The organism is Bacillus xiamenensis (assembly GCF_001857925.1).
GTDB classification, from domain to species: domain Bacteria; phylum Bacillota; class Bacilli; order Bacillales; family Bacillaceae; genus Bacillus; species Bacillus xiamenensis.
On sequence record NZ_CP017786.1, the window covers coordinates 240,065 to 252,429 of the forward strand.

9 protein-coding genes are annotated in these 12,365 nt (G+C 41.1%); 2 read left to right on the forward strand and 7 right to left on the reverse strand.

The features are described 5' to 3' along the window. Window positions 1-165: 165 nt before the first annotated feature. Together coxB and cyoE are read right to left on the reverse strand one after the other, a co-directional pair. Window positions 166-1,233 carry a cytochrome c oxidase subunit II gene (gene coxB / locus BK049_RS01165; RefSeq protein WP_071167667.1) on the reverse strand — a complete coding sequence of 356 codons (1,068 nt, stop codon included), beginning with the start codon at window positions 1,231-1,233 and terminating at the stop codon, window positions 166-168. A gap of 279 nt (window positions 1,234-1,512) precedes the next feature. After that, window positions 1,513-2,430 (reverse strand): heme o synthase, encoded by a 918-nt coding sequence (gene cyoE, locus BK049_RS01170; RefSeq protein ID WP_008354737.1) that lies wholly within the window; start codon window positions 2,428-2,430, stop codon window positions 1,513-1,515. Between the two features lie 550 nt (window positions 2,431-2,980). Between cyoE and BK049_RS01175 the strand changes: the two genes are divergently transcribed. Then, the gene (locus BK049_RS01175; protein WP_008354740.1) at window positions 2,981-3,904 is read left to right on the forward strand and encodes a COX15/CtaA family protein; all 924 of its coding nucleotides are present in this window, start codon (window positions 2,981-2,983) and stop codon (window positions 3,902-3,904) included. A 37-nt stretch (window positions 3,905-3,941) separates the two neighbouring features. On the opposite strand, the gene BK049_RS01180 is transcribed toward BK049_RS01175, so the two are convergent. The 5 genes from BK049_RS01180 to glsA all read right to left on the reverse strand — a co-directional run bounded on the left by BK049_RS01180 (window position 3,942) and on the right by glsA (window position 11,752). Further along, window positions 3,942-5,375 carry a cryptochrome/photolyase family protein gene (locus BK049_RS01180; protein WP_071167668.1) on the reverse strand — a complete coding sequence of 478 codons (1,434 nt, stop codon included), beginning with the start codon at window positions 5,373-5,375 and terminating at the stop codon, window positions 3,942-3,944. 99 nt (window positions 5,376-5,474) lie between these two features. Next, complete coding sequence (gene pyc, locus BK049_RS01185; protein WP_071167669.1) at window positions 5,475-8,921, reverse strand: pyruvate carboxylase; 3,447 nt, start codon at window positions 8,919-8,921, stop codon at window positions 5,475-5,477. 79 nt (window positions 8,922-9,000) lie between these two features. Next, on the reverse strand, window positions 9,001-10,212 hold the full coding sequence (ftsW, locus tag BK049_RS01190; RefSeq protein ID WP_008354745.1) for a putative lipid II flippase FtsW: 1,212 nt from the start codon (window positions 10,210-10,212) through the stop codon (window positions 9,001-9,003). 206 nt (window positions 10,213-10,418) lie between these two features. Further along, on the reverse strand, window positions 10,419-10,700 hold the full coding sequence (locus BK049_RS01195) for an Fpa/YlaN family protein (RefSeq protein ID WP_008354747.1): 282 nt from the start codon (window positions 10,698-10,700) through the stop codon (window positions 10,419-10,421). A gap of 122 nt (window positions 10,701-10,822) precedes the next feature. Continuing rightward, entirely contained in the window at window positions 10,823-11,752 is a 930-nt protein-coding gene (glsA, locus tag BK049_RS01200; RefSeq protein WP_008354749.1) for a glutaminase A, read from the reverse strand. 120 nt (window positions 11,753-11,872) lie between these two features. Here glsA and BK049_RS01205 point away from each other — a divergent pair, with 120 nt between their 5' ends. Then, on the forward strand, window positions 11,873-12,355 hold the full coding sequence (locus BK049_RS01205; protein WP_071167670.1) for a hypothetical protein: 483 nt from the start codon (window positions 11,873-11,875) through the stop codon (window positions 12,353-12,355). Window positions 12,356-12,365: the final 10 nt, after the last annotated feature.

Below are 12,365 nucleotides of genomic sequence, written 5' to 3' on the forward strand. Positions count from 1 at the left end.
GCCCCTTTTCATATCAATGTCTATCTTCACGATCTCTCAAACAGACTGTGTCTGACAGATGACTATTTCTTGGATGTAGAGACTTATTCGGGAGCTCTTAACAAAAACTTCACATAGATCACATACCCTTTTGAACGTGCACAGCTTCAAAGGCTGTTCAAGACATCACTCGATTTTCAGACCTTTTAAATACTCGTAGAGTGCATTCGCTTCTGAGTCATTTAATTTAGGGTACGTCCCTGTCATCTTATTGCCTGGTTTAAAGCTCTCTGGATTTTTCAGCCAAGCCTTGACATTTTCTTTGTTCATGTCTTTGATCCCAGCTACTTTTGTCCGCTCTCCGAAGGTTGCAAGGTTTGGAGCCGTCCTTGCCGCCTCCGGCCGTTCATCACTAGGCTCTACCGCATGACAGCTTAAGCAGTTTTTCTCTTTAAAGAGCTTTTCACCCTCAAGGGCCAAATCTGATGTAGATGAAGGCTTTTGATAATCCGCCATCTTTTTCGTCCACCCTAAAAACTCATCCTGAGAAAGCGTTTTAACTTTAAAGTCCATTAAAGCATGTGAAGGGCCGCAAAGCTCCGCACATTTCCCGTAGAAATACTCTCCAGCATTTTTCGTTCGTTTTGAGTCAAAGGTTAAATAAAACTTGTTTTCGTTGTCTGTATTTGTATCAATTTTACCCCCAGCCGATGGAACCCAAAAAGAGTGTTTCACATCAGATGCTTTCAGCTTAAAGTATACCTTTTGGTCAGTCGGTACAATCAATTCCTGACTTGTGACAATCCCATAATCAGGGTATTCAAATTCCCACCAATATAAGCTGGCTCTTACATTCACAACAAGTGTCTTTTCAGGATCTCGTTTTTTCTTATCCATAGCGCTTGTATCCCCTAGCTCAAGCGTGTATGTCACAACAGGTACAACGAGAATAATGAGTAGAAGAATTGGAATCGCTGTCCACGTAATTTCTAGGTTGCGGTTCCCTTCCACCTGTTTTGGAATCGTATCTTCTCCCACTTTAGAACGTTTGAATTTAATGATGACGTAAAAGAAAATGATCGATACAACAATGACGACAAGAACCATAATAAGTGTACTCAGTACCGTTAGGAAAAACTGTTTATCTGCTACTTCCCCAACTGGTTTGAGTGTTGATAAGTATGGTTCACCGCAGCCGGCCAAAACGATCGTCAGTAAGAGAAACAGTGAATAAACACGCCATTTTCTTATCATAATTTGTCCCAACCCCTTTTGCTTGATCTCCTTTGCCTTTCGCTTTTTACCTCTTATTTATAAAATCACCTTTCACCCATCAATAACCCCCGCCCCTTATAAAAGCACTTACATTTCCTCTTTTCATAAAAAAATGATGTTTTTACTCAAAATACCATCTATGTATAAACAGAAAGCCGCCTAAATAGAACAGAATATCAGGCGGCTTTCATAGTTGTAAGAAAATGTTGTGTTATAAGATATAGCCATTGTTTTGATGTGATCAAAGTGTATTTCACTCTAGAATAGTGTAATAATAATCATCGCAACGAAAAAGATGGTTAAGTAGTTTAATGAATAAACGAACATGAGTGTTGACCACTTCATGATGTCTTTCATTTTAAAGCCCATAAGACCAATCACCAGCCATCCAATGTTCAGCAATGTGCCAAGTGCGACAATCGGCCACCCTAATCCACTTAAGAAAAATGGAAGCGGGAGAAGACATGCTGTCCAAATGATAATTTGGCGTTTTGTGACTTCAAAGCCATAGACGACTGGAAGCATTGGAATACCTGCTTTGCGGTAATCCTCCGTTTTCTTAATCGCAAGTGACAAGAAGTGCGGGATTTGCCAGATGAACATAATCATAAACAGGACCCAAGCCGTTGTGTCGATTGTGCCTGTAACAGCTGTCCAGCCAATTAATGGCGGAACTGCACCTGATACACTCCCAATGACTGTATTGATGGTGTAATGGCGTTTAGACCACATCGTGTATAGAACTGCATAAGTAAAGACACCAATAAATCCAATCACTGCTGATGTAACGGTTGTCATCAGAAGCATAATGAGTCCAAGTACGACAAGCAAAATGCCAAATGCATACGCTTGCCCCGGCTGAATTTTACCTGTCACCGTCGGTCTTGTTTTTGTTCTTTCCATTAGTATATCAATATCACGGTCAAACGCGTTATTAATGGCGCATGAACCGGCAATAATAAGAGAAGAACCAATCATTGTGAACAGAACAATATCAAGATTCCCAAGGAAACTCATATCTGTAAAATAAAAAGCAAGCCACATTCCAGTAAATGTTGTAATGAAATTGGAATTGACGATGCCCATTTTAATTAGTGCAAGAAAATCTTTCAAAGCTGTTGTTTCTTCTATTTGTCCATGAATAGCTGCATCTACAGCTGTTTTGGAATTTGCCAATGTGTATAACCTCCCTTGCCCAAACCTTCAAACGAACGAATAAAACGTAAAATCGTTACAACTCTATCATACAAGATAAAGAGCTGTAAAAAAACATCCTATTAAATAATAAACGACAAACTTGAAGTTATTTGTGAACTTTTCGTGAATTTATGAGGATGTGCGTTTTAGAAGGCAGTGCAAAATGAAATATTCTCTCCTCTATTTCTATCAGACTGTCAAAGAAAGATCAAGCACTCTAAATCTGTAAACTTTGTGAACTAACATATCATTTTTTTGTGAACTTTGGTCATTATGAATTGCAACAGAACACGCATTTGGCTTAAACTTGAAAGCATGTGAGGTTTTCATGTATCAGCGTGTAGACAAACCCTCGCATGCGCCCGCAGTCCTGCGTGCCGGTGCTCATCCATGTCATTACGCTCCGGTACTCGCCCTTTCTAGACTGCAAAGGTTGTCTATGACGCTGAAAAGAAGGCAAAGGTCTTGTTAGCCCTTTGTCAACCATCTGTTATATTCAGAAGTTTTTTAGAGAAGGTGAAATCATTTGATGAAATTTGCTTTAAGGCTATTGAGCGTTGTCACAACGTTTGTGATGCTGATCGTTCTGATTGGCGGTGCGCTTGTCACAAAAACCGGCTCGGGTCTTGGCTGCGGTCGACAGTGGCCCCTTTGCCACGGTCGTTTCTTCCCTGAAATGAACCCTGCTTCCATCATTGAATGGAGCCACCGCATGTCAACAGGAGTGTCCACCATTCTTGTACTGGCACTGGCGGTCTTATGCTGGAAAAAAATTAGTCCAGTATTCCGTGAAACCAAATTTTTGGTCATCATGTCCATTATATTCTTACTGCTTCAAGCGCTGTTAGGGGCACTCGCAGTCGTGTTTGGTTCTAACGCACTTGTCATGGCACTGCACTTCGGTATTTCACTCATTTCTTTTGCTTCCGTCTTATTGCTTGCGCTTCTTGTGTTTGAAGCAACCAGATCTGAAACAAAACTTGTGAAGCCGCTTTATATCGGCAAAAGAATGCAGTTCCATATTTATGGGTTGATCACATATACGTATATTGTCGTGTATACAGGTGCCTATGTGAGACATACAAAATCAAGTCTTGCCTGCTCTGTCTTCCCGTTTTGTTCAAAAGACGGCGCACTTCCAGCGTATTTCAATCAGTGGGTTCAAATGTCTCACCGAGCAGCAGCCCTTCTTTTATTCGTCTGGATATTTGTCGCTATGTTCCATGCCATTAAACATTATAAAGAACAGAAGCAGCTGTATTACGGATGGATCATTTCAGCCATTCTGATTACACTTCAAGCGATTTCAGGTATCATGTCTGTTTATTCTCAGCTTGCACTAGGTTATGCGCTTGCTCATTCCTTCTTTATTTCTTGTTTGTTTGGTGTCTTATGCTACTTCTGCTTACTCATTGCGCGGTTTAAATATGAAAACAAAGAGCCATTCAGGTAAAAGATAAATCCCCCTTTCATACGAAAGGGGAATTTTTTTATTGACCTTTTGCTTCTTCGAATAGAGAAATGGCTTTCTTGCGTCTTTCTTGATGATCAACTGTAGGCAGAGGATAGGTATCCCCTATTACGCATCCCGACTTCATTTGTTCATCTATAGGCATTTTACTCGGTTCGTGAATCCATTTTTCATCCACATGCTTCAGCTCTGGTACATATCTTCTAATATATTCGCCGCTTGAATCAAATCGCTTTGACTGAGTCGTGGGGTTAAAAATACGGAAGTACGGCACGGCGTCTGTTCCGACAGAGGCTGCCCACTGAAATCCTCCGATATTCGAAGCCTCATCATAATCTACGAGTTTTTTCGCAAAGTACGCCTCGCCCTTTCTCCAATCGATCAAATAATCCTTTGTTAAAAATGAAGCCGTCACCATTCTCAAGCGGTTATGCATCCAGCCTTCTTCATTTAACTGCCTCATCCCCGCATCAACGAGCGGAAAGCCTGTTTCTCCTTTGCACCAAGCTTCAAAAAGTGCCTCATCTTCATTCCATTTGATCCCTTCAAAAGAAGGATTGATTTCTTTTTGTTTCATCTTTGGATAATGCGCAAAAATCATATGATAAAAATCACGCCACGCCAGCTCTTTAATAAATGTTTCCCTGCCCTCATCTTCATAAAGGGCTTCCTCATTAATAGCATGAAAGACCGTTCGGATAGAGATTGTCCCTGTTTTTAAGAACCGAGACAGTTTGCTCGTTCCGAAAACAGACGGAATATCCCGTTTCTTATGATAATGCGTCAGCCTCTTTTGAATAAAGGTATGGAGCGTGTTCATCGCTTTGTCTGAGCCAATTTGATCAAATTTCCTTGCGCACCTCTTGATGATGCCTCTTAATTTATCATCTCCTTTTTGCGAAAGTGACTCGTTACAAATCGTATGCCCGCTAGAGAAGAATGTTTTGTCAACTTTTATCACAGGCTGCTTCTCTTGCTTCCGCCATGATTGATAGTATGGAGTAAACACTTGATAATGAGATCCATCCGCTTTCAGAATATCTCTTGCCCCATGAAGGTGGGTATCTTGCCACTTTGACACATGAATGCCCTTGTCTTCTAAAAAATCGGTCACTTGATTATCTCGCCTGTGACCGTTTCCTACTTGATCTTCATTAAAAAAGACGGCTTTGATGTCATAAACATCCATGATCTGCTGAAAGGCAGACAAGACATCATCATGGAAAAGGTGAACATAAACTTGAGATTCTCTCGCTTCCTTGACGAAATGAGCCAAGTTTTGAAAGAAATGTTCGTTGTTTAAATCCAGCTCCATCTCCGTAAAAAATGGATCTAGATGATAAAAAGCAAATAATGGGTACTGATGTTTTTTTGCGTATGTGATCGCTTTTGATAAGGCCGTATGATCATCCAATCGCATATCTCGGCGAAACCATATCAAGACAATTTCCAACGTTCTTCACCTCATCCTATAGTTTAATCACTCCTGCAGATCACTGCACATTTTAATGCGCTCAAAAAAAGACACATCGCGATGGATGTGTCTCTCTCATTATTCAGGTTTTAAAACAATCAGCAGATCACCGGTTTGAATCGGCTCTCCATTCGTGACATGAATTTCATCCACGACTGCAGAGAATGGTGCTTGTACCGTTGTTTCCATTTTCATGGCTTCATTGATCATCAGATGCTCACCTTGTGAAATTTTTTGTCCTTTTTCAACAAGCACTTTGATGACAGTGCCAGGCATTGAAGCAGCAATGTGATTTGGATTTGAGCGATCCGCCTTCATTTTTTCTTGAACAGAGGATTTAATGCTCTCATCCTTAATCACCACTTCACGCGGCTGTCCATTCAGCTCAAAGTAAAGGACTCTTGTAGCATCTGGATTCGGTTCTCCAATAGACACCAGTTTGACAATGAGGGTTTTTCCTTTTTCAATTTCTACCTCAATCTCTTCACCAAGTCTCATCCCGTAGAAGAACGTTGGTGTATCAAGAACGGAGATATCCCCATAGCTTTCTGCTGTTTGAACAAACTCAGAAAAGACTTTCGGATATAAGGCATAGGCAATGGCATCTCGTTCTGTCAACGTTAGATCATGTGATTCTTTGAACTGCTTTTTAATTTCTTCAAAGTCCACTGGCTCGAGCTTCTCACCAGGTCTTACAGTGATCGGCTCTTCCCCTTTTAAAATCAGTTTTTGCAGTTTTTCTGGGAATCCGCCATGCGGCTGTCCTAAATAGCCTTTAAATAATTCAACAACAGAATCTGGGAAGTCCAGTGTTGCTCCTTTTTCGTAGACATCCTCTTCTGTCAAATCATTTTGCACCATATAAAGCGCCATGTCTCCGACCACTTTAGAGGAAGGTGTGACCTTGACAATATCACCAAACATGTCATTCACACGTCTGTACATTTCTTTCACTTCATTCCAGCGGTCGCCAAGGCCGACACCTTTCGCCTGCTGCTGCAGGTTACTATACTGGCCGCCAGGCATTTCATGCTCATAAATTTCTGTATGCGGTGAATTCATACCGCTCTCAAACTCATGATAATATTTTCTGACAGAATCCCAGTATTGAGAAAGACGTTCTACCGCTTTGACATTCATTTCTGGCTTTCTTTCATGTCCATCTAATGCATAATATAATGAGCTTGCACTTGGCTGTGATGTAAGGCCCGCCATCGAACTGACCGCAACATCAACAATATCAACACCTGCGTCGATCGCTCTTGCATAGGTGAATAGTCCATTTCCACTCGTATCGTGTGTATGAAGGTGGATTGGAATGGTGAGCTCGTCTTTTAAAGCAGATACAAGCTCGTAAGCTGCCTGCGGTTTCAGTAATCCCGCCATATCTTTAATGCCTAAAATATGAGCACCTGCGGATTCAAGTTCCTTTGCAAGAGAGACATAGTAGGTCAGATCATACTTCGGACGTGATGGATCAAGAATATCTCCCGTATAACAAATGGCTGCCTCGGCGACTTTGCCTGATTCACGAACAGAATCAATGGCAAGCGTCATGCCCTTGACCCAGTTTAAGCTATCGAAAATACGGAACACGTCAATGCCCGCCTCTGCTGATTCCTTGACAAATGCTTGAATCACATTGTCCGCATAGTTTGTATATCCGACAGCATTCGATGATCTTAAAAGCATTTGGAACAAGGTATTTGGCACTTCTTGACGAAGTTCTTTCAACCTTTCCCAAGGATCTTCTTTCAAGAAACGATACGCCACATCAAATGTAGCACCGCCCCACATTTCCATACTAAACAGCTCTGGCCATAATCCGGCTGTTGGCTGGGCAATTTTCTTTAAGTCATGTGTTCTAAAGCGTGTCGCAAGCAAAGATTGATGTGCATCTCTAAAGGTTGTATCTGTTAAAAGGACGCCGCTTTGATCTTTTACCCAATTGGCGAGCCCCTCAGGTCCATGCGTGTCTAACAATTGTTTTGTTCCAGACGGAATCTCTTGATGGACAGGCAGCTTCGGTACATTTGGTTTGTCAAAATGAGGTTTCTTTTTTTCGGAAATACCCGGGAACCCGTTAATGGTAACGTTGCCAATATAAGTTAACATTTTTGTTCCGCGGTCTTTTTGCTTAGGGAAGTTAAATAGCTCTGGTGTTGAATCGATAAATGATGTATCATATTCCCCTTTTAGAAACTTCTCATGCTTTGCGACGTTTTCAAGAAATGGGATGTTGGTTTTAATGCCGCGAATCCTGAATTCTTGTAAATTTCGAACCATTTTAGCAGCAGCTTGCTCAAATGTAAGAGCCCACGTGGACAGCTTGACCAAAAGTGAATCGTAATAAGGTGTAATGACCGCACCTTGGAAGCTATTCCCTGTATCAAGACGTACACCAAATCCGCCGCCTGAACGGTAAGCCATAATTTTTCCTGTGTCCGGCATAAAGTCATTCAAAGGATCTTCCGTTGTCACCCTTGATTGAATGGCATATCCATGTGTAAAGATATCTTCTTGTTTTGGTATACCGACTTCCTTGCTATGTAGGTCATATCCCTTAGCAACAAGAATTTGGGTTTGAACGATATCGACACCTGTGATCATTTCTGTGATTGTATGCTCGACCTGTATCCTTGGATTGACTTCAATAAAATAAAACTCGCCATTGGCGACTAGGAATTCTACAGTCCCGGCATTGATATACGACACATTTCGCGCCAGCTGAACAGCCGCTTCGCAGATGTCTTCACGTAATTGCTTTGAAAGTGACACACTTGGTGCAACCTCAATGACTTTTTGATGACGCCTTTGAACAGAGCAGTCACGCTCATATAAATGAATGATATTGCCGTGATTATCCCCAATCACCTGCACTTCAATATGTTTCGGATTTTCAATCAGCTTTTCAACGTATACTTCGTCATTTCCAAAAGCAGCTTTCGCTTCTGACTTTGCACGGTCATAGGCTTCACTTAGCTCCTCTTTCGATCTGACAATCCGCATACCTCGGCCGCCGCCTCCAAGTGAAGCTTTAATGATAAACGGGTAACCGTATTCTTCACCGAATGTTTCGACTTCTTTGATCGAACCAACTGGCCCGTCACTTCCTGGAATGACTGGAATTCCAGCTTTTTTCGCTTCATCTCTTGCCTTTACTTTATCTCCAAACATATCTAAGTGCTGAGAAGTTGGACCGATAAACTGGATGCCTTCCTCTTCGCATCGTCTTGCAAAATGAATGTTTTCGGATAAAAATCCGTATCCTGGATGAATCGCATCCACGTCATTTCGTTTTGCAATTTCGATGATCCCCTCGATGTCAAGGTAGGCATCAATCGGCTTTTTCCCTTCTCCAACTAGATATGCTTCATCCGCTTTATAGCGATGATAAGAACCTGAGTCTTCTTTGGAGTAAATGGCTACTGTACGTAAATTGAGCTCCGTACAGGCTCTAAAGACTCTGATAGCGATTTCCCCTCTGTTTGCAACTAGAACCTTTTGAATTGTTCTCTGTGACATTCTCACTCCTCCATATCCCTTAAAATTTTATATGTACTCTATAATAAAGGAAGAAATGAAAACTGTACACTTTTGTTTTCTAAAGATTCGAAGTTTTCTGCATTCCACTTTTTTGAATCGATGGTTTGCTGATTGATTTTTTCTTTTTATAACGCTCTTTATATTCAGTGAACATGCTGATATTCAGCAATATTCCCATACATCCACTCAGTAAAATAATAGAGGACCCACCGTAGCTGATAAACGGAAGTGTGACCCCAGTAATTGGAATAAGTCCTGAAACACCGCCCAAATTAATACACGTTTGAATCGCAATCATTGAAGATATTCCTATTGCAAGCAAACTTCCAAACGGATCTTCACACTTTCTTGCAATATAAAAACCTTTCACGACAATGAAGCCAAGCAGAGCAATAACAAAAAATACACCGAAAAAGCCAAGCTCTTCCGATATGATCGCCATGATAAAGTCTGTATGAGGCTCTGGAAGGTACCCATACTTTTGAACACTCTCTCCAAGACCAAGACCAAAAAAGCCGCCTGATCCAATCGCATAATATGAATTAATCAATTGGTGCCCAGAAGCGCCTGCATCTTTAAATGGATCTTGGAAACTCTCAAAACGTCCAAGACGATTCTGCGTGAAAATTTTATCCCAAAAAAGAATAATAAACGGCGTCACAACGACCATCACTGCACTAAATAGAGCTAACAGTTTCGCAAGCGTTTTACCGCTAAAGCCTGAGCATAAAATCATCGCCAGGGCAATCATGCCGATGATAAAAGCTGTCCCGTAGTCTGGCTGTAAAATAATAAATCCGCATAGGATGGAGACAACCACAATTGGAGGTGTAACTCCTCTTAAAATATGATCAATATAATGCTGCTTTTTGGCATAGACAGCAGCAAGATAAATAATGACGACGATTTTTACGAATTCCGCTGGCTGCAGACTAAAAGGGCCTAATTTGATCCAGCTTCTGGCATTCCCTGCAATGTGACCGCCAAAGTACACATAAATCAGAGAAAACACAGCTAGCAAAAGCATCACAATTTGGAACTTTTTATTTAAGAGCAGCTGATACGGAATGAGGGCTGTAAAGATTAAGATGACCGCCCCGACAATCATAAATAAAAGCTGTTTCTTGAAAAAATTATCTGGAGCGGCATCATATCTGATAACAGAAGTAATCATACTTGAGCTATACACCATCACCAAACCGAATGCGCTAATTAATATAATGGCGAACAATAATGAGTAGTCATACGATCTTAGCATTCTCTTTAACATATAATCCTCTTCCTAACGTCTATTTCTACTGTTGTATATCCTCTTAGCTGTTCTTATTCTACTACATTTTCTCCGTTTGATCTCGTTTTACCTCTTTTATATTGTTCGTCTTTCATGAGAGAATCAAGTCCGTTTGCCATCAATCAAAATAAAATGGCGGACAAAAAAACTCAAACTTATGTGGTGGAAGTTTGAGTTTTCAATCATTATTTTCTTGTGAACGCATCATGAAGTGCGGAAAGCTCTCTCTCAAGCTTATCGAGTAGTTTCTTGCCTTCATGTTGATCAACTAATCCAAGCCGGACAGCGAAATCAATTTCTCTCGATAATCCGAACATTTGAGTATCTAAAACCTCTTCATAAAGAGGACATTGCGGCATCGTTAAGTTGTCCATTTGCACTTGGATCAATTTTAAAATTTTATCTGCATCCAATTTTAATAAAGCCAGTGCTTTTTGCCGATGATCGACTAAAATTTCTGACGCCAAAAGTATCCCTCCGTTCCCCAGGCGAGTACCTAATTCTTCTATTTATCATAAAGCGAAACGCCCAAAATTGCAAGCAGATTTGTACAGTTCGCTTTGTAAAAATAAAAAGAAGCCATTCGTCATTAAAAGATACTCATCTCATATTTTTCACTCATGAGCTCAAGCAGCTTAATACCCGCAATACTATTCCCTTTTTCATCCAGAGCAGGTCCGAAAATACCTATACCAAAATCATATGGCGCTGCCCCCATAATACCACCTGAAACACCGCTTTTGGCGGGAATTCCAATGTTAATGGCAAATTCTCCGCTTGCATTGTACATTCCGCAAGTGACCATAAAGGTTTTACAAATTCTAGCGACATCTTTTGAAAGGATTTGCTTCCCAGTCTCTGGGTGCCTGCCGTCTAATGAAAAAACACAAGCCACTTTCGCCAAATCCAAGCTGTTCATCACGATGGCACACTGTTTCGTGTAAACGTCCATGACATCTTCTACATTTCCCTTAATGATATGATATTGCTTCATATAATAGCACATGGCTCGGTTAATCATTGATGTATCAAATTCGGATGCGGCTGTTTCTTTGCAGTATGTAATGCTTTTGTCATTGGCAAGCTCTCTAATAAAAGCGAGCAAGCGGTTGAGCTGATCTTGCGGCGTTGCACCTCTTATTAAACTTGTGACGGCCAGCGCTCCTGCATTAATCATTGGATTGAGCGGCTTATTGGGGCTTGCTGTCTCAAGCTTAATCATCGAATTAAATGGATCGCCTGTCGGTTCTTGGCCAACATATTGAAACACTTTTTTGGGCCCTTCTTCTGAGAGCACGAGTGCCAGAGCTAATACTTTCGAAATACTTTGCAAGGTGAACCGTTTATCAACATCCCCTGCTGAGTGGCAAGTATTACTTACATGATAAACAGCCACAGATAAATCCGTCTGATCCGCTTTACCGAGAGCAGGAATATAGGATGCTACTTTGCCATCTTTGGCTACTTTTTTTGCTTCTTCTACAAATCGCTGAAGTTCTTCATTGTCACGACATGCCATGCTCAATATCCTCCCTCACTTTCATGTAAGATTAGTGTGTACAAGGAGATGCATGTTTATGAAAGTGACAAAGCATGTGAAAACTTCTATAATTTAAGGTGGAAAGGGGTTGTCTTGAACATGAGCATTATTCAAATCAAGGGGAACGTACGGTACAAGATCACCATTGATCCAAGTGTATGGATTTTTGATGACCGCAAGTTTTTAATGGATTCATTTTTTAAGAAAGGTGCAGCAAGTGCAGAGGCTCAGCTGGATCACGAGCTTGATCAAGAGCGGGTCATAAGAGAAGGTCAAACACTTCCGCCTACATTAAAAACAGAGAAGAAGTATGAAAAAGAAAGACTCGTCACAGGCAGCTTTGGTATGAAGCTTGGCGACATGCTGAAAAATGCAGAACCGTTTGAAGAAGCGAAGACGTGTGAATTTGTCACAGAAACAGAAACGATTGCTGCGCCTCTCGCTAAGGCGATGGAAAGCATTGCCCATTTCAGTCAAAACGGAAAGCCTATCACAGAAAAAGGACCAATCCACGTCTATTTCGCGGATCAGTCCAACATCACTCAACCAATTAAAGGAGTCAAAGAGTTAATCATTACATAAGATGGCGGGT